This window comes from uncultured Aquincola sp. (assembly GCF_964001545.1).
Taxonomy (GTDB): Bacteria; Pseudomonadota; Gammaproteobacteria; order Burkholderiales; family Burkholderiaceae_C; genus Aquincola.
In genome coordinates this window covers 1-16655 of record NZ_CAXFDV010000499.1, presented here as the reverse complement: position 1 = coordinate 16655, position 16655 = coordinate 1, and the positions used below count along the sequence as shown (strand labels likewise).

Genomic DNA, 16655 nt, shown 5'->3' with positions numbered 1-16655 from the left:
TGGGTCGAATCAACAGATGCGTCATGCGCAACAGTTTATAATGCTGGGTTTCGGCGCTGGCCGGTGGTTGGCGGGTGAAGGCTTCATTCACCTGTCGGCTGCTTTGGCGTATCTACAGCACCGAGCCCGTGGCGACCTGCCCGCAACCCGCGGCAGGCGCCTTTTGCGATTGCCAGACCTGGTGGTGTCTCCCCGGTGAGGCGGTCGATTCTCAGGAATCTCCGAGGAAACACAATGGTTGTCATCCGTCTGGCCCGTGGCGGCTCCAAGAAGCGCCCCTTCTACAACATCGTCGTCGCTGACTCGCGCGAGCGTCGCGACGGCCGCTTCATCGAGCGCGTCGGTTTTTACAACCCCGTGGCTTCCGGCGCTGCCGAAGCCCTGCGCGTGTCGCAAGACCGCGTGACCTACTGGACCGGTGTCGGCGCCCAGCTGTCGCCCATCGTGGCGCGCCTGGTCGGCAACGCCAAGGCCGCCGCCTGAGATCGGGATTCCGGCCGATGAGCACCTCCATCCCCGCAGCGGGCGATACCGCCTGGCCTGACGACGCGGTGGAGGTGGGCCGGATCCTCGGGCCCTGGGGTGTCAAGGGCGCGCTCAAGGTCATGCCTTACGCGTCCGACCCCAAGGCCTTGTTTTCATCGCGGCGCTGGTTCATCGAGCCCGGCCACCGGCTGCTCAAGATCACCGGCGCCCGCGAGCATGGCGATGGCGTCGTCGCCACCGCCCAGGAAGTGCCCGACCGCAATGCCGCCGAAGCGCTCAAGGGCGCGCAGGTGTTCGTGTCGCGCGGCAGTTTCCCCACGCCTTCGGAAGGTGAGTACTACTGGGTCGACCTGATCGGCCTGGCGGTCTACAACCGCGAAGGTGCCCACCTCGGCACCGTCACCGACCTGATCAGCACCGGCCCGCACAGCGTGCTCAAGCTGCGGCCGGCCGATGCACCCCCCGACGCCAGTGCCGAAGAGGTGGAACGCCTGATTCCCTTCGTCGACGCCTATGTCGACCAGGTCGACCTGCCGGCCCGCCGCATCAACGTCGACTGGGGCCTCGATTACTGAGCCCTTCCGCCGAACGCCATGCGCTTCGACGTCCTGACGCTGTTCCCCGAATTGTTCGCCCCGCACCTGTCGCTGGGCGTGACGCGCCGCGCCTATGAATCCGGCGCGGTCGACGTGCGCCTGTGGCCGCTGCGCGACTATGGCGAAGGCACCTACCGCCGCATCGACGACCGGCCCTTCGGCGGCGGCCCCGGCATGGTGATGCTGGCCGACCCGCTGGCCCGTGCGCTGGCCGACGTGCGTGCGCAGCGGGCCGACGCCGCGCCGCTGATCCATTTTTCGCCCACCGGCCGGCCGATCACCCAGGCGCTGGTGCGCGAGATGGCCGCCGGCCCCGGCGGGGTGCTGCTGTGTGGCCGCTACGAAGGCATCGACCAGCGCTTCCTCGATCGCCATCCGCACATTGAGCTGAGCTTGGGCGACTTCATCCTGTCCGGCGGCGAGTTGCCGGCGATGGCGCTGCTGGACGCGATCGCGCGGCTGCAGCCCGGCGTGCTCAACGATGCCGCTTCGCACGAGCAGGACAGCTTCTCGGAAGACGGTCTGCTGGACTGCCCGCACTACAGCCGGCCCGAGAGCTGGCCGCACGCGGGCGAAGAAGTGCCGGTGCCGCCGGTGCTGCTGTCGGGACACCATGCGCAGATCGCGCGCTGGCGGCGCGAGCGTTCACTGGAGCTGACGGCCCGCCGCCGGCCCGAGCTGATCGAGGCGGCGCGGGCCGCAGGCCGACTTTCAAAAGCCGACGAGCGCTTTCTGGCCGCGCTCACGCTATAATCGCAGGCTTTTCACCGATCCTCTGCCGGGCGCGGCCATGCCTCATGGCGGCCGCCACCAAGAACCACAGCGCCGGCACGATCATTTGGAGACCTTTGTGAACCTGATTCAAACCCTCGAGCAAGAAGAAATTGCTCGCCTGAACAAGACCATCCCGGCGTTTGCGCCTGGCGACACGGTGATCGTGAGCGTCAACGTGGTCGAAGGCACCCGCAAGCGTGTGCAGGCCTACGAAGGCGTGTGCATCGCCAAGCGCAACCGCGGCCTGAACAGCAGCTTCATCGTGCGCAAGATCTCCAGCGGCGAAGGCGTGGAACGTACGTTCCAGCTGTACAGCCCGCTGATCGCCAGCATCGAAGTCAAGCGCCGCGGCGACGTGCGCCGCGCCAAGCTGTACTACCTGCGCCAGCGCTCGGGCAAGTCGGCACGGATCAAGGAAAAGCTGTCCTGATCGTGCTTGCGTGCCAGCTTCAGGCTGGCGCTGCATCGACGCAAAGCCGCCTCCGGGCGGCTTTGTCGTTCCTGGCCTATCCTCACCGCCCCATGAGCCGACCCGCCATCCGCGATCCGCATGCCGTGCCCATCGTCGCCATCGACGATGCGCTGCCCCCGATCGACCCGGGCCTGCTCACGGCCGGCGCGCTGCGTGAACGTTTTGCCGAAGCCCGCGGCTGGACGCCCGAGTTCACCGGCGACGGCGCGTCCTCGGGCCGCGAGCCGTCCAATGCCTCGGTGTTGGTGCCGCTGGTCGACCGGCCGGCAGGCCTGTCGGTGCTGCTCACCCAGCGCACCTCGCACCTGCGCGACCATGCTGGCCAGGTGAGCTTTCCGGGTGGCCGGGCCGAGCCCACCGATGCCGACGTCATCGACACCGCGCTGCGCGAGGCCGAAGAAGAAGTGGGCCTGGCGCGCCGGCATGTGGATGTGATGGGCACGCTGCACCCCTACAGCACCGTCACCAACTTCGTGGTCACGCCGGTGGTGGGGCTGGTGCGGCCGGGCTTTGAACTCAAGCTCGATCCGTTCGAGGTGGCGGCTGCGTTCGAAGTGCCGCTGACCTTCTTGATGACGCCCGCCAACCACCGCCGCCACCGCTTCGAGCATGAGGGCCAGGAGCGGCATTTCCTGTCGATGCTGTGGGAAGGCCCGGCTGCCGACGGCGGCCAGCAGACGTTTTTCATCTGGGGCGCCACAGCCTCGATGCTGCGCAACCTCTATCGGTTCCTGGCAGCGTAGTTGGCATCGCTATCATCGTGGGCGATGAGTTTCTTCGCCGTCCTCTTTGCGCTGCTGATCGAACAGCTCAAGCCGCTGCCGCGTGACAACTGGGTGCACGACTCGCTGATCTCCTGGGTCGGCTGGAGCGGGCGCAACTTCGATGCGGGCAAGTCGCACCATGCCTGGGTGGTGTGGGGCGTCACCGTCATCGCGCCGGCGCTGCTGGCCTGGGGCATCTTCGCAGCCATCGCGCACTACAGCTTGCTGCTGGCCCTGGCCTTCAACGTCGGGGTGCTGTACCTCACACTGGGCTTTCGCCAGTTCAGCCACTACTTCACCGACATCCGCGACGCGCTCGACCGTGGCGACGAGAACGAGGCCCGCCGCCTGCTGGCCGAGTGGCGCCACCTGGACGCCAGCGAGTTGCCGCGCACCGAGCTGATGCGGCATGTGATCGAACATTCGCTGCTGGCCGCGCACCGGCATGTGCTGGGCGTGTTCTTCTGCTTCATCGTGCTGTCGGCCTTCGGCATGGGGCCGGCGGGCGCGGTGCTGTACCGCATGGCCGAGTTCGCCAGCCGCTACTGGGCCTACAAGCAGCGGGCGCTGCAGGCGCCTTCCAACGACCGGCTGCGCGAAATCTCGCAGCGCATGTTCTCGCTGATCGACCATGTGCCGGCGCGGCTGACGGCCTTCGGCTTCGCGGTGGTGGGCAACTTCGAGGAAGCCATCAACGTGTGGCGGCGCGACGCCGGCCTGTGGCTGCATGCCAACGAGGGCATCATCCTCTCGGCCGCCGCGGGCGCCTTGAGCGTGCAGCTGGGCGGTGGCGCCGCGCCGGGCATCACGCCTGACCGCTCCAAGACCTTCGAGAGCGGCGTGGATGCCGAAGCGATGCGCGCCGCGGGCGTCACACCCGGCATGGCGCCGCAGCTGGGCCACCTGCAAAGCCTGGTGGGCCTGGTGTGGCGCTCGGTGGTGCTGTGGATGCTGCTGGTGGCCTTGTTGAGCCTGGCCAATGTGTTGGGTTGACGCTCGCCTCAGCGATGGCTGCTGCGCGACAACTCGTCGAACAGCTCGCCGTAGATCCGGTAGCGCGACGGGCTGATGTCGCCGCGTTCCACCGCCGCCCGCACGCCGCAGCCAGGTTCCTGCCGGTGGGTGCAGTTGTAGAAGCGGCAGTCGCCGATGTGCGCCCGCAGGTCGGGCATCAGCCGCGGCAGGCGTTGCACGTCGATCTGCTGCAGGCCGAATTCCTGGAAGCCCGGTGAATCGATCAAGGCGGTGCCGGCCGGGCGGTCCACCCAGTACCAGCGGGTGGTGGTGGTGGTGTGGCGGCCGGAATTGAGCGCGGTGGAAATCTCGCCCACCTGCGCCGCGGCCTCCGGCACCATCAGGTTGATCAGCGTGCTCTTGCCGGTGCCGCTGGGGCCCAGCACCAGCGTCGTGCGGCCGGCCAGCAAGGGGCTGAACAGCGCGCGTGCCGCCTCGGCGTCGTGCTTGATCGAGCAGTCGTGCACCTCCACGCCCATCGCGCGGTAAGGCGCGAGGCGCTCACGGGCCAGCGCGGCCTGCGGCAGGTCGGCCTTGTTCAGCACCACGCACACGTCGATGCCGGCGTCCTCGGCCGCGATCAGCGCGCGGGTGAGCTGCGATTCGCTGAACATCGGGTCGCCCGCCACCAGCACGATGATGCGGTCGAGGTTGGCCGCGAAGCTCTTGGTCTTCCACTCGTCCTGGCGGAAGAGCAGGTTGCGCCGCGCATCGATCTTCTGAATGACGCCTTCGTCCTCGCCACCCGATCCGGTGGGCTGCCATTGCACGCGGTCGCCTACCACGCAGTCGCTCTTCTTGCCGCGCGGGTGGCAGGTCAGGCGGGTGCCGTCGGGCACCTCGACGATGAAGTGGCGGCCATGCGCCGCCACCACCAGGCCGGGCGCCGTCATGCGCCTTGCAGCCGCAACGCCGCCAGCCGCTCGGTGGCCGGTGGGTGCGAGTAGTAAAAGCGCACGTACAGCGGATCGGGCGTCAGCGTGGAAGCGTTGTCCTCGTGCAGCTTGAGCAGCGCACTGGCCAGGTCGCGGCCATCGGCCTGTGCGCAGGCGTAGGCGTCGGCCTCGAACTCGTGCTTGCGCGAGCTGCGCGCCGCCAGCGGCCCCAGCAGGAAGGTGAAGGGCGGCAGCGCCAGCATGAACAGCAGCAGCGCCAGTGCATCGTTGGGCGCCAGCAGGTTGGGCCGCACGCCCAGGCCGGTGAAGAACCAGCTCTGCTGCGACAGCCAGCCCAGCAGCGCCAGGCCCAGCAGGCTCATGCCGAACACCATGGCCATGCGCTTTTGCACATGGCGGTGCTTGAAGTGGCCGAGCTCATGCGCCAGCACCGCCTCCACTTCGCCGGGCGAGAGCTTGTTCAGCAGCGTGTCGAAGAACACCACCCGCTTGGCCGCGCCCAGGCCAGTGAAATAGGCATTGGCATGGGCCGAGCGGCGGCTGCCGTCCATCACGTACAAGCCCTTGGCCGCGAAGCCGCAGCGCTGCATCAGCGATTGCACGCGCGCCTTCAGCGATTCATCGGGCAGCGGCTCGAACTTGTTGAACAGCGGCGCGATGACGGTGGGGTAGAGCACCAGCAGCAGCAGCTGAAAGCCCGTCCATGCCGCCCAGGCCCACAGCCACCACAGGCTGCCGGTGGCGCCCATGATCCACAGGATGAGCGCGGCCAGCGGCAGGCCGATGACCGCCGCCACCAGCAGGCCCTTGAGCGTGTCGGCTGCCACCATGCGCCAGGTCATGCGGTTGAAGCCGAAGCGCTGCTCGATGCGGAAGGTGTTGTACAGGTCGAAGGGCAGCTCCAGCGCGCCGGCGATCAGCGCGAAGGCGGCCAGCAGGCTCAGCTGGTAGGCCATGTCGCCCCAGCGCGGCTGCACGGTGTCCACCAGCCAGCCGTTGAGCAGATCGAGCCCGCCCAGCAGCGTCCAGCCCAGCAGCACCAGGGTGGAGAAGGCGGTGGACAGCAGGCCGAAGCGGCCCTTGGCGAGCGTGTAGTCGGCCGCGCGCTGGTGGGCCGCCAGCGTGACGGTGGTGGCAAAGGCGGGCGGCACACTGTGGCGGTGGGCGGCCACGTGGCGCATCTGGCGCGATGCGAGCCAGAACTTGACGCCCATCGCCGCCAGCAGCGCGGCGGCAAAGAGCAAAGACAGCAGGAGGGCTTGCATGCCCGGGAGTGTAGGGCTGCGACAATCGGCCGTTTTCCCGACCTGCCGTGCCATGACCGACACCACGACTCCCAGCCTCGCCAAGAGCGACCAGAACCTGATCTGGATCGACCTCGAGATGACCGGTCTCTTCCCGAACACCGATCGCATCATCGAGATCGCCGTCGTCGTCACCGACCCGCAGCTGCAGGTGCGCATCGAAGGCCCGGTGTTCGCCGTCCACCAGAGCGACGCCACGCTGGATGCGATGGACGCCTGGAACAAGGGCACCCATGGCCGCAGCGGCCTGATCGACCGCGTCAAGGCCTCCACCGTGAACGAGGCCCATGCCGAGGCCGAGGTGATCGCCTGGCTGGCGCAGTACCTGCCCGCCGGCAAGAGCCCGATGTGCGGCAACTCCATCTGCCAGGACCGCCGCTTCCTGGCCAACTACATGCCGGCGCTGGAAGCCTTCTTCCACTACCGCAACCTGGACGTGAGCACGCTCAAGGAACTGGCCAAGCGCTGGAAGCCCGAGATCCTGGCCGGCTTCAAGAAGGCGCAGGCACACACCGCGCTGGCCGACATCCATGAGTCCATCGACGAGCTGGCCTACTACCGCCAGCACCTGCTGTCGGTGGCTTGAACAAGGTTTCGCCCTTCAGGGCTTGGTGAAAACCCGGATTCACCGTAGAATCCGCGCTTCGGCTGATCGCTGGCTAGTTCTTGATCAGCCGTTTCGTTCATCCCCACTGACTCTGTGGCCGGGCAATCTGCCCGGAAGCCCCTCTCGGGGCGCGGGTCGGCGGCGATGCCGTCGCTTGGGCCCGTTTGTCACTGTGCGGCACTCCTTGGCTGAGTTGCCCGTCGAGCGTTCCTGTTGCTGCGACCTGACCCCGGTTGCACCCCTGTGCGGCCCGCGCGAGCTTTTGCCTGCGCGCCGAGAGAAGAAAGCTTGTTCCATGTTCACTGAATCCAACACCCCCGCCGCCGAGATTCCCGCTGGCGACGGCGAGACCAATGGTTTTGCGGCCCTGGGCCTGCACGCCGCGCTGGTGCGCGCCGTGGCCGACTCTGGCTACTCGCAGCCCACCGAAGTGCAGTCGCGCGCCATCCCGTCGGCGCTGCAGGGTCAAGACCTGCGCGTGTCGTCCAGCACCGGCAGCGGCAAGACCGCTTCCTTCGTGCTGCCCGCGCTGAGCCGCGTGCTGGCCGCCCGTGGCGACGGCAAGCGCCGTGAAAAGGGCGTGGTGCACGGCCCGCGCGTGCTGGTGCTGGCCCCCACCCGCGAACTGGCGATGCAGGTCTCCAAGGCCGCTTCCACCTACGGCACCCATGTGCAAGGTCTGCGCGTGGCCACGGTCGTCGGCGGCGTGCCCTACGGCGCCCAGCTCAAGGCCCTGCGTGGCCCGCTGGACGTGCTGATCGCCACCCCCGGCCGCCTGATGGACCACATGGCCAGCGGCAAGGCCATCCTGGCCAACGTCGAACTGCTGGTGCTGGACGAAGCCGACCGCATGCTGGACATGGGCTTCATCGACGACATCCGCCACATCGCCGAATCGCTGCCCGAGCAGCGCCAGACGATGATGTTCAGCGCCACCTTCGCCGGTCACGTGGGCCGCCTGGCTTCCGAGCTGCTGCGCGACGATGCGCAGACCATCGACGTCGCCTCGCACACCGACACGCACGAGAACATCGAGCAGCGCCTGCACTGGGCCGACAACGGCCAGCACAAGAATGCGCTGCTGGACCACATCCTGGCCGACCGCGACATGGAGCAGGCCGTGGTGTTCACCAGCACCCAGCGTGACGCCGACTGGCTGGCCGACCGCCTGGCCGACATGGGCCACCACGTGGCTTCGCTGCACGGCGGCATGCCGCAAGGCCGCCGCAACCGCGTGCTGCAAGGCCTGCGCAGCCGTCACCTGCGCGTGCTGGTGGCCACCGACGTGGCCGCCCGCGGCATCGACGTGCCCACCATCAGCCACGTGATCAACTACGGTCTGCCGATGAAGGCCGAAGACTACGTGCACCGCATCGGCCGCACCGGCCGTGCCGGCCGCAACGGCCTGGCCATCACGCTGGCCGAGGCGCCGGACGCCGGCATGATCCGCCGCATCCAGCAGTTCACGACGCAGCAGATCCCGGTGGCTACGATCGAAGGCCTTGAGCCGCAGAAGCCGGCCCCGCGCCTGTTCGCGCAGCGCCGCGAAGGCTTCGGTGGTGGCGACCGTCCGCGCGGCCGTCCGTTCAACAAGGGCGGCTTCCGCTCGGGTGGCGGCGACCGCCCGGCCTTCGGCGGCCCGCGCTCGGGTGGCGGCTTCAAGTCGTCGCCGCGTCAGCGTTGATCAGGCCTGCGCTGAGCTGACTCAGCGCCGCTGAAACAAAAAGGGCTCGCCATCGGCGAGCCCTTTTTCCTGGACTGGAGCCTCAGACGCCCAGCAACTCCACCTCGAACACCAGCGTGGCATTCGGGGGAATCACGCCGCCGGCGCCGCGGGCGCCATAGCCCAGGTCGGCGGGGATGGTCAGCACGCGGGTGCCGCCCACCTTCATGCCTTGCACGCCTTCGTCCCAGCCGCGGATGACCATGCCCTGGCCGAGGCCGAACTGGAACGGGTCGTTGCGGTCCTTGCTGGAGTCGAACTTGCGGCCGCGCTGGTTGGGAGCGGCGGCATCGTGCAGCCAGCCGGTGTAGTGCACGGTGACGTGCTGGCCGGCGCGGGCCTCTTCGCCGGTGCCGGGCACGGTGTCTTCGTATTGCAGGCCGGAAGCGGTGGTGACCATGGTAAAAGCGTCCTTCTTGTGTTGTCGGTCGCGCATCATGCCAGCCCGGCGGCCCGGGCCCAGGCCGCGGTGGTTTCGGCCAGCCAGGCCTGAGGGGTGTCGGCGTTGATCGCGGGCAGGCCCAGCGCCGCGGCCGCCTGCTGCAGCGCGGCCCGCACGTCGGCCGTCGTGTCCAGCACCAGTGGCGCGGCGCCGTTCTGCTTCGACAGCTTGTGCCCGTCGGTGGCCCGCACCAGCGGCGTGTGCAGGTAGCGCGGCGTGGGCAGGCCCAGCAGCCGTTGCAGGTGGATCTGCCGGGGCGTGTTGTCCGCCAGATCTTCGCCACGCACCACGTCGGTGATGCCCTGCGCGGCGTCGTCCACCACCACGGCCAGCTGGTAGGCCCAGAGGCCATCGGCACGGCGCACGACGAAGTCGCCCACCTCGTGCGTCAGGTCCTGCGTGGCCGGGCCCAGCCGGCGGTCTTGCCAGTCGATGTGCAGCGGCGCCGCATCGGTGCCGCAGCGCAGCCGCCAGGCGCGGGCCGGCTTGCCGTGCAGGCCATCGCGGCAGGTGCCGGGGTACACCAGCTCACCAAAGCGCTCGGGCGCATGGCCAGCGGCGGCCAGCGCGGCTTCGGTCTCCTTGCGGGTGCAGCCGCAGGGGTAGGCGGCGCCCGCGGCCTGCAGCTGCGCCAGCGCGGCGGCGTAGGCATCGCCGCGTTGCGATTGCCACAGCGGCGGCTCGTCGCTCACCAGGCCCAGGCGCTGCAGCTGGCCCAGGATGGCGTGGTCGGCGCCGGCGATGCAGCGCGGCCTGTCCACGTCTTCGATGCGCACGATCCAGCTGCCGCCGTGGGCGCGGGCGTCCAGCCAGCTGGCCAGCGCCGCCACCAGCGAGCCGGCATGCAGCAGCCCGGTGGGCGACGGGGCGAAGCGGCCGCGGTAAGGGGCGGGACTGCGGGCCACGCCTTCTCGGGGCGGGCCGGCGCGGCCGGGCAGGGCCGTCATGCTCAATCCACCCGCTGCGGCAGGCCGGCGTGGCGTTCCAGCAGCGCCAGCCGCGTGGCGGGGCTGTCCAGCTGCTGCAGCCACCAGCCCAGCGCCATGCCTTGCGGTGCTTTCTTGGCCTGCGGCGCAGCCGCGGTGCGCCAGGCGTAGCCCAGCGTGACCGGGTTGCGCCCGCGCTGCACGGCCTTGATCACCAGCCGGCCCGCGTTCACATGCTCGCGCACCAGCGGCTCGGGCAGGAAGCCGCAACCCAGGCAACGCATCTGTGCCTCGATCTTGGCCTGGGTGCTGGCCACGGTGAACACGTCCTGGCCCGGCAGCAGGTTCACCGTCAAAGGCGACAGGCGGTAGGCGGAATCGGCCACGGCCACCGCGCGGTGGCGCACCAGCTCTGCGTCGCTGATCGGCTCGGGCATGGTGGCCAGCGGGTGGTGCGGCGCCACCGCAAAGACGAACGGCATCTCGCCCAGCGGCCGAAGCTCGATGCCCTGCGGCGGCGACACGCCGGTGCCCACGCCGATGGCCAGGTCGGCCTGGCCCGACACCAGCGCCTCCCAGGTGCCGGCCAGCACCTCGGTGCGCAGGCGCAGCCGGGTGCCGGGGCCGGTCTGGCTCTCGTCGGGCCGCATCGCGAAGAAGGATTCGCACAATTCGAACATCGTCAGCCGCGAGATCACGCCATCGACCGCGATGGTGAGCGACGACTCCCAGCCGGTGGCCACGCGCTTGACGCGGTTGGCCACCGCATCCATCTCCGCCAGCAGGCGGCGGCCTTCGTTCAGCAGCTCCTCGCCCGCCGCGGTCAGCCTGGCCTGGCCCGAGCGGCGGTCGAACAGCAGCACGTCCAGTGCGTCTTCGAGCTGGCGAACGCTGTAGGTGAGGGCGGAAGGCACCTTGCCCAGCTCGCGGGCGGCGGCGGCGAAGCTGCCCAGCCGGCCGATGGTGTCCATCATCGTCAGGGCGTCGGGCGTGAGGGCATGGCGGCGGTCGGGCATGCCTTCATCTTATTTGAATGGACGCTTCAAGCGCGGGCGGCTGAAGGGCCGGCCGCCGGCTCCTACATTGAACTCACACAAGGAGTACGCAACATGATCACCCTGCGCAAGAGCGAAGACCGCGGCTACGCCGACCATGGCTGGCTGAAGAGCTACCACAGCTTTTCGTTCGCCGATTACCACGACCCGAAGCACATGGGCTGGGGCAACCTGCGGGTCATCAACGAGGACCGCGTGGCTGCCGGCACCGGCTTCGGCACGCACGGCCACCGCGACATGGAAATCGTCAGCTACGTGCTGGACGGCGCCCTGGCCCACCAGGACAGCATGGGCAACGGCACCGCGGGCAGCGCCAACAGCGGTGTCATCCGCCCGGGCGACGTGCAGCGCATGACGGCGGGCACTGGCGTTCGCCACAGCGAGTTCAATCACTCGAAGGATGGCACGACGCATTTCCTGCAGATCTGGATCCTGCCCGAGCAGCGCAACCTGACCCCCGGCTATGAGCAGAAGCACTTCGACGCGGCCAGCAAGCGGGGCCGGCTGGCCCTGGTGGCCGCGCCTGGCGGCGAGGGTGGCGCGGTGACGCTGAATGCCGACGCCCGCATCCACGCCGGCCTGTTCGACGGCGCTGAGCAGGCCACGCTGGCGCTGGACCCGAGCCGCCCGGCCTACGTGCATGTGGCGCGGGGCCAGATCGACGTCAACGGCCAGACGCTGAAGGCCGGCGACGCCGCCAAGCTGGACGGCGAGGCGCAGTTGGCGCTTTCCCATGGCCAGGGCGCCGAAGTGCTGGTGTTCGAACTGGCCCGCTGACCGTGACATGGGTCACCGCCGCCCCGGCGGTGCACCCATCTGTGCGGCGAAAGCCCCACACCTCTCTCGGCAGGGGCATGACCTAGGGTTTACACTAGGGACTAAGGGTTAGCACTTAGACCGACCCTATTGCTGAGTCGAAAGAGAGATAGTAATGAACAAGATCTTTGAACTGATCCATGACCTGCTGAGTCCTGAGCCCCAGGCCGTTGAAGAGGCTTACCTGGCCGAGTCCGTCGATATCTACGACCTGGAGCGCCGCATGCGCACCCTGGACGAGCGTCGCCTGAACCCGCAATGGGGCGGCCTGCTGTCGCACGGCACCGCCTGAATCTGAGGGTTCAAGCGTCCAGGAACGCTTTCGCTGCGGCCCAGGCGCCCGGCGAGTCGTCTTCCTGAGGCAGGTGGCCCGCTTCGGGCAGAACCACCAGTTGGGCGTGCGGGATGCGCGCCTTCAGGCGGTCGGCCAGGTCGGCCGGTAGCCAGCGGTCCTGCTGGCCCCACAGGATGCACACGGGCACCGCAGGTGTCTGCCAGGCGGCAGTGGCGCCGTCAGGCCACTGCATCAGCTGTTCATGCAGGGCGCGGCGGTTGCCTTCACGCAGCAGCAGCTCGAAGCCGCGGTCCACGTCTTCGGTGGATGGCGGCGTGGCCGGTGCGCGCAGAAAGCGCAGCTGCGACTCCACCAGCCCCCGCGGCATCAGCGATTCGCTGAGCCAGTGCAGCACCGGGATGCGCGCCACCAGGAACGCCGGTGGCGGCTGCAGCGGCTGCCAGGACAGGCCGGTGGGGTTGAGCAGCAACAGCCGGTCCACGCGTTCAGGCGCCAGGCTGGCCACCTGCAAGGCCACCTCACCGCCCAGGCCGTTGCCCACCAGCTGCACCTTGTGCAGCTTCAGCCGGTCCATCACCGCCAGCACCAGCCGGGCGGTGGTGGTGGGGTGGTAGTCGCCCTGGGGCTGCGGCCCGGTGAGACCGGCACCGGGCAGGTCCAGGCTGATCACACGCCGGCTGCGCGCCAGCCGGGGCGCCCAGGCCTGCCAGCTGTGCAGGCTGCTGCCCACGTCGTGCAGCAGCAGCAGCGGGGTGCCGTCTTGCGGATCGCCTTCGTCGCGCAGGTGCACCAGCTGGTCGCCCAACTCCAGGAACTGCGAAGGCGGCGCCGCCCAGCGGGCCACCAGCGATTCCACCGGCCGGTCGGGCGCGCGGCTGAGCGAGACGGCGAGCGCGGTGGCCATCAGCAGGCCCCCCACCAGGCGCAGCAGCCAGCGGGCGCGGCCGTCGTCCTCTTCGGCCGCGGCGCGCCTCACGGGTGGCCGGCAGCAGCCACGGGCGAAGGGGTGGCCGGGGTCTGCGCCGGCAGATCGGCGCTGCTGCGCGTCGGGGCCAGGGTGGCGTCCAGCAGCTCGCGCTCGTCGAACACGAAGCAGCCGCCCCGCCAGTGCGGTGCGCCGTCGGTTTCCTCGAAGTACTTGAGGATGCCGCCTTCCAGCTGGTAGACGTGCTGCACGCCGGCTTCCTGCAGGGCCAGCGCGGCCTTTTCGCAGCGGATGCCGCCGGTGCAGTAGCTCACCACCGTCTTGCCCTGCAGCTCGGTGGCATGGGCGGCCAGCGCCTTCGGAAAGTCGCTGAAGCGGCGCAGTTCCCAATCGATGGCGTGCTCGAAGGCGCCGGCCTTGACCTCGAAGGCGTTGCGGGTGTCCAGCATCACCACCGGCCGGCCTTCATCGTCGGCGCCCTGGTCGAGCCAGCGGGCCAGCGTGCGCGCGGGCACCGCGGGTGCGCGACGCTCCTCGGGGCGGATGGCGGGCTGGTTCATGCGGATGATCTCGCGCTTGACCTTGACCAGCAGCCGGCGGAAGGGCGTCTTGTCGCTGAAGCTTTCCTTGTGCGCCAGGTCGGCAAAGCGAGGGTCCGCCCGCAGCTGCGCCAGCCAGCTGCGCAGGCCTTCGGTGGGCCCGGCGACGAACAGGTTGATACCTTCTTCCGCCAGCAGCACGGTGCCCTTGATGCCGAGCGCGGCAGCCGCTTCATGCAGGCGGTCGCGCAGGGCGGGCAGGTCGTCCAGGGTGACGAACTTGTAGGCCGAGGCGTTGAGGATGGAGGTCGTGGAAGACTGCACGGCGGGCATTCTAGAAGGGCGCCGGAAGGGTCGCTAACTACAATCCCGCGATGCCTTTTGTCCACCTTCGCACCCATACCGAGTTCTCCGTCGTCGACGGCACCCTGCGCATCGACGAGGCGGCCTACGGCGCCAGGAAAGACGGCCAGGTGGCCCTGGGCATCAGCGACCTGTCCAACCTCTTCGGTGCGGTCAAGTTCTATTCGGCCTGCCGCAAGGCCGGGGTCAAGCCGCTGATTGGCGTGGACGTGTGGCTGGAGCCCGAGGCCGGCGAAAAGCAGCCCAGCCGGCTGCTGCTGATCGCGCAGGACGCGCAGGGCTACCTGAACATCAACCAGCTGCTGTCGCGCGCCTGGACGGGCAACACCCAGCGTGCGCAGGCCTGGATCAAGTGGCCGTGGCTGCGGGAGCTGGCCGCAGGCCTGGTGGCGCTGTCGGGCGCCGACGCAGGCGCGGTGGGCCAGGCGCTGCTGGCGGGCGACGATGCCCGCGCCGATGCACTGGCGCAGCGGCTGGCGTCGATTTTCCCGGGGCGCTTTTACATCGAGCTGCAGCGCGCCGGCCTGCCCACCAACGAGGCGCATGTGCGCGTGGCCGTGCCGCTGGCCGCGCGGCTGAAGCTGCCCGTGGTGGCCACCCACCCGGTGCAGTTCAACACGGCCGAAGACTTCGAGGCGCACGAGGCGCGGGTGTGCATCGCCGAGGGCGAGACGCTGGCCAATCCGCGCCGCGTCAAGCGCTTTTCGCGTGAGCAGTACTTCAAGCCGCAGGCCGAGATGGAGGCGCTGTTCGCCGACATTCCCAGCGCGCTGGCCAACACGCTGCGCATCGCGCAGCGCTGCAACCTGAGCCTGGTGCTGGGCAAGCCGCGGCTGCCCGATTTCCCCACGCCGGGCGGCATCCCGATCGAGCAGCACTTCCGCGCTGCGTCGTTCGAAGGCCTGGAGCAGCGGCTGGTGCAGCTCTACCCCGACGAAGCCAAGCGCAACGCCGAGCGGCCGCGCTACGTGGAGCGGCTCAACTTCGAGATCGACGTGATCCTGAAGATGGGCTTTCCGGGCTACTTCCTGATCGTGTCCGACTTCATCACCTGGGCCAAGAACAACGGCTGCCCGGTGGGGCCGGGCCGGGGCTCGGGCGCCGGCTCGCTGGTGGCCTATGCGCTGTCCATCACCGACCTCGATCCGCTGCGCTACAACCTGCTGTTCGAGCGCTTCCTGAACCCCGAGCGGGTGTCGATGCCCGACTTCGACATCGACTTCTGCCAGGGCAATCGCGACCGGGTGATCGACTACGTCAAGCAGAAGTACGGTCTGGACGCGGTGAGCCAGATTGCCACCTTCGGCACCATGGCGGCCAAGGCCGCGCTGCGCGACGTGGGCCGGGTGCTGGGCATGGGCTATGGCCATGTCGACTCCATCGCCAAGCTGATCCCGGCGCCGCCCGGCAAGACGGTGACGCTGGCCAAGGTGCCCGAGAACCCCGACGGCGGCGTGATCTACGCCCGCAAGGAAGCGCCCGAGCTGGAACAGCGCGAAGCCGCCGAAGAAGAGGTGGCCGCGCTGCTGGACCTGGCCGCGCGCGTGGAAGGCATGGTGCGCAACATCGGCATGCACGCCGGTGGCGTGCTGATCGCGCCGGGCAAGATCACCGACTTCTGCCCGCTGTACCAGCAGCCGGGCAGCGAATCGGCCGTCAGCCAGTACGACAAGGACGACGTCGAGGCCATCGGCCTGGTCAAGTTCGACTTCCTGGGCCTGGCCACGCTCACCATCCTGGAGACGGCCAAGGAATTCATCATGCGCCGGCATCCTTCGCAGAAGGACTTCGCCTACGAGAAGATTCCGCTGGACGACGCCCGCGCCTACAAGCTGTTTTCCGACGGCCTGACCGAGGCGGTGTTCCAGTTCGAATCGCCCGGCATGCAGCGCATGCTGCGCGACGCGCGGCCCAGCGTGTTCGAGGACATCATCGCGCTGGTGGCGCTGTACCGGCCGGGCCCGATGGACCTGATTCCCAGCTTCTGCGCCCGCAAGCATGGGCGCGAAGAGGTGGTGTACCCGCACAAGTTGCTGGAAGGCGTGCTCGCCGAGACCTACGGCGTGATGATCTACCAGGAGCAGGTGATGCAGTCGGCCCAGGTGCTGGGCGGCTACTCGCTCGGCGGCGCCGACCTGCTGCGCCGGGCCATGGGCAAGAAAAAGCCCGAGGAGATGGCCAAGCACCGCGAGATCTTCCGCGAGGGCGCGGCCGCCAAGGGCATCGACGGCAAGACCGCCGACGAAGTCTTCGACCTGATGGAGAAGTTCGCGGGCTACGGCTTCAACAAGAGCCATGCCGCCGCCTACGCCCTGCTGGCCTACCACACGGCCTGGCTGAAGGTGCACTACACGGCCGAGTTCTTCGCGGCCAACATGTGCATCGAAACCGATGACACCGACAAGCTGAAGGTGCTGCTCAACGATGCGCAGACGAACTTCGGCATCCGCTTCGAGCCGCCCGACGTCAACAGCGGCACCTACCGCTTCGAGCCCATCGACGACAAGACCGTGCGCTACGGCCTGGGCGCCATCAAGGGCACGGGCCAGGGCGCGATCGAGGCCATCGTCGCCGCGCGCGAGCAGGGCGGCCCGTTCCGCAGCCTGTTCGACTTCTGCGCCCGGGTGGACCGCCAGCGCATCAACAAGCGTGTGGTGG

General features: G+C 68.9%; 18 protein-coding genes. 11 read left to right on the top strand and 7 right to left on the bottom strand.

Annotated features, from left to right (window positions below; all coding sequences use genetic code 11):
* The first annotated feature begins 234 nt into the window (after positions 1-234).
* From rpsP to ABNT58_RS17010, 6 genes are all read left to right on the top strand, one after another.
* Positions 235-483, top strand: a complete 249-nt coding sequence (gene rpsP / locus ABNT58_RS17035; protein WP_348754639.1) for a 30S ribosomal protein S16 — start codon at positions 235-237, stop codon at positions 481-483.
* 17 nt (positions 484-500) lie between these two features.
* Positions 501-1061 carry a ribosome maturation factor RimM gene (gene rimM, locus ABNT58_RS17030; protein WP_348754638.1) on the top strand — a complete coding sequence of 187 codons (561 nt, stop codon included), beginning with the start codon at positions 501-503 and terminating at the stop codon, positions 1059-1061.
* 18 nt (positions 1062-1079) lie between these two features.
* Entirely contained in the window at positions 1080-1835 is a 756-nt protein-coding gene (gene trmD / locus ABNT58_RS17025; protein ID WP_348754637.1) for a tRNA (guanosine(37)-N1)-methyltransferase TrmD, read from the top strand.
* 97 nt (positions 1836-1932) lie between these two features.
* Positions 1933-2286: a 50S ribosomal protein L19 gene (gene rplS / locus ABNT58_RS17020; RefSeq protein ID WP_348754636.1), complete on the top strand. Its 354-nt coding sequence runs from the start codon at positions 1933-1935 to the stop codon at positions 2284-2286.
* Between the two features lie 92 nt (positions 2287-2378).
* Positions 2379-3071 carry a CoA pyrophosphatase gene (locus ABNT58_RS17015; protein ID WP_348754635.1) on the top strand — a complete coding sequence of 231 codons (693 nt, stop codon included), beginning with the start codon at positions 2379-2381 and terminating at the stop codon, positions 3069-3071.
* A 24-nt stretch (positions 3072-3095) separates the two neighbouring features.
* A complete protein-coding gene (locus ABNT58_RS17010) occupies positions 3096-4085 on the top strand; it encodes a CobD/CbiB family protein (protein ID WP_348754634.1) in 990 nt (329 codons plus the stop codon).
* A gap of 8 nt (positions 4086-4093) precedes the next feature.
* Here ABNT58_RS17010 and rsgA read toward each other — a convergent pair whose 3' ends face one another.
* On the bottom strand, positions 4094-4999 hold the full coding sequence (gene rsgA, locus ABNT58_RS17005; protein WP_348754633.1) for a ribosome small subunit-dependent GTPase A: 906 nt from the start codon (positions 4997-4999) through the stop codon (positions 4094-4096).
* Positions 4996-6267 carry a M48 family metallopeptidase gene (locus ABNT58_RS17000; RefSeq protein ID WP_348754632.1) on the bottom strand — a complete coding sequence of 424 codons (1272 nt, stop codon included), beginning with the start codon at positions 6265-6267 and terminating at the stop codon, positions 4996-4998. Before ABNT58_RS17000 ends, rsgA begins: the two co-directional genes overlap by 4 nt.
* Before the next feature lie 52 nt (positions 6268-6319).
* On the opposite strand from ABNT58_RS17000, the gene orn reads away from it, so the two are divergent.
* Both orn and ABNT58_RS16990 read left to right on the top strand, forming a co-directional pair.
* Entirely contained in the window at positions 6320-6892 is a 573-nt protein-coding gene (gene orn / locus ABNT58_RS16995; RefSeq protein WP_348754631.1) for an oligoribonuclease, read from the top strand.
* A 316-nt stretch (positions 6893-7208) separates the two neighbouring features.
* Positions 7209-8597, top strand: a complete 1389-nt coding sequence (locus ABNT58_RS16990; RefSeq protein ID WP_348754630.1) for a DEAD/DEAH box helicase — start codon at positions 7209-7211, stop codon at positions 8595-8597.
* An 82-nt stretch (positions 8598-8679) separates the two neighbouring features.
* Here ABNT58_RS16990 and ABNT58_RS16985 read toward each other — a convergent pair whose 3' ends face one another.
* Genes ABNT58_RS16985 through ABNT58_RS16975 form a run of 3 tightly spaced genes read right to left on the bottom strand, consistent with a single transcriptional unit; the run spans position 8680 to position 11020 of the window.
* On the bottom strand, positions 8680-9036 hold the full coding sequence (locus ABNT58_RS16985) for an FKBP-type peptidyl-prolyl cis-trans isomerase (protein WP_348754629.1): 357 nt from the start codon (positions 9034-9036) through the stop codon (positions 8680-8682).
* A 35-nt stretch (positions 9037-9071) separates the two neighbouring features.
* Positions 9072-10025 carry a tRNA glutamyl-Q(34) synthetase GluQRS gene (gluQRS, locus tag ABNT58_RS16980; RefSeq protein ID WP_348754628.1) on the bottom strand — a complete coding sequence of 318 codons (954 nt, stop codon included), beginning with the start codon at positions 10023-10025 and terminating at the stop codon, positions 9072-9074.
* Between the two features lie 2 nt (positions 10026-10027).
* Positions 10028-11020 (bottom strand): LysR family transcriptional regulator, encoded by a 993-nt coding sequence (locus ABNT58_RS16975; RefSeq protein ID WP_348754627.1) that lies wholly within the window; start codon positions 11018-11020, stop codon positions 10028-10030.
* 93 nt (positions 11021-11113) lie between these two features.
* Between ABNT58_RS16975 and ABNT58_RS16970 the strand changes: the two genes are divergently transcribed.
* Both ABNT58_RS16970 and ABNT58_RS16965 read left to right on the top strand, forming a co-directional pair.
* Positions 11114-11836, top strand: a complete 723-nt coding sequence (locus ABNT58_RS16970; protein ID WP_348754626.1) for a pirin family protein — start codon at positions 11114-11116, stop codon at positions 11834-11836.
* A 154-nt stretch (positions 11837-11990) separates the two neighbouring features.
* Positions 11991-12167, top strand: a complete 177-nt coding sequence (locus ABNT58_RS16965) for a DUF3563 family protein (protein WP_348754625.1) — start codon at positions 11991-11993, stop codon at positions 12165-12167.
* A 10-nt stretch (positions 12168-12177) separates the two neighbouring features.
* Here the strand turns inward: ABNT58_RS16965 and ABNT58_RS16960 are convergent, their stop codons facing one another.
* A complete protein-coding gene (locus ABNT58_RS16960) occupies positions 12178-13146 on the bottom strand; it encodes an alpha/beta fold hydrolase (RefSeq protein ID WP_348754624.1) in 969 nt (322 codons plus the stop codon).
* Positions 13143-13967, bottom strand: a complete 825-nt coding sequence (locus ABNT58_RS16955) for a sulfurtransferase (RefSeq protein ID WP_348754623.1) — start codon at positions 13965-13967, stop codon at positions 13143-13145. The genes ABNT58_RS16960 and ABNT58_RS16955 overlap by 4 nt, the downstream gene beginning before the upstream one ends.
* 41 nt (positions 13968-14008) lie before the next feature.
* On the opposite strand from ABNT58_RS16955, the gene dnaE reads away from it, so the two are divergent.
* Positions 14009-16655 (top strand): DNA polymerase III subunit alpha (gene dnaE / locus ABNT58_RS16950; RefSeq protein ID WP_348754622.1); only part of this gene is annotated, 2647 nt, incomplete at its 3' end.

Bases quoted from the DNA above. Each gene is read 5' to 3' on its own strand.
- rpsP (WP_348754639.1), top strand. From the start codon at position 235: ATGGTTGTCATCCGTCTGGCCCGTGGCGGCTCCAAGAAGCGCCCCTTC.
- rimM (WP_348754638.1), top strand. From the start codon at position 501: ATGAGCACCTCCATCCCCGCAGCGGGCGATACCGCCTGGCCTGACGAC.
- trmD (WP_348754637.1), top strand. From the start codon at position 1,080: ATGCGCTTCGACGTCCTGACGCTGTTCCCCGAATTGTTCGCCCCGCAC.
- ABNT58_RS17015 (WP_348754635.1), top strand. From the start codon at position 2,379: ATGAGCCGACCCGCCATCCGCGATCCGCATGCCGTGCCCATCGTCGCC.
- ABNT58_RS17010 (WP_348754634.1), top strand. From the start codon at position 3,096: ATGAGTTTCTTCGCCGTCCTCTTTGCGCTGCTGATCGAACAGCTCAAG.
- rsgA (WP_348754633.1), bottom strand. From the start codon at position 4,999: ATGACGGCGCCCGGCCTGGTGGTGGCGGCGCATGGCCGCCACTTCATC.
- ABNT58_RS17000 (WP_348754632.1), bottom strand. From the start codon at position 6,267: ATGCAAGCCCTCCTGCTGTCTTTGCTCTTTGCCGCCGCGCTGCTGGCG.
- orn (WP_348754631.1), top strand. From the start codon at position 6,320: ATGACCGACACCACGACTCCCAGCCTCGCCAAGAGCGACCAGAACCTG.
- ABNT58_RS16990 (WP_348754630.1), top strand. From the start codon at position 7,209: ATGTTCACTGAATCCAACACCCCCGCCGCCGAGATTCCCGCTGGCGAC.
- ABNT58_RS16985 (WP_348754629.1), bottom strand. From the start codon at position 9,036: ATGGTCACCACCGCTTCCGGCCTGCAATACGAAGACACCGTGCCCGGC.
- gluQRS (WP_348754628.1), bottom strand. From the start codon at position 10,025: ATGACGGCCCTGCCCGGCCGCGCCGGCCCGCCCCGAGAAGGCGTGGCC.
- ABNT58_RS16975 (WP_348754627.1), bottom strand. From the start codon at position 11,020: ATGCCCGACCGCCGCCATGCCCTCACGCCCGACGCCCTGACGATGATG.
- ABNT58_RS16970 (WP_348754626.1), top strand. From the start codon at position 11,114: ATGATCACCCTGCGCAAGAGCGAAGACCGCGGCTACGCCGACCATGGC.
- ABNT58_RS16965 (WP_348754625.1), top strand. From the start codon at position 11,991: ATGAACAAGATCTTTGAACTGATCCATGACCTGCTGAGTCCTGAGCCC.
- ABNT58_RS16955 (WP_348754623.1), bottom strand. From the start codon at position 13,967: ATGCCCGCCGTGCAGTCTTCCACGACCTCCATCCTCAACGCCTCGGCC.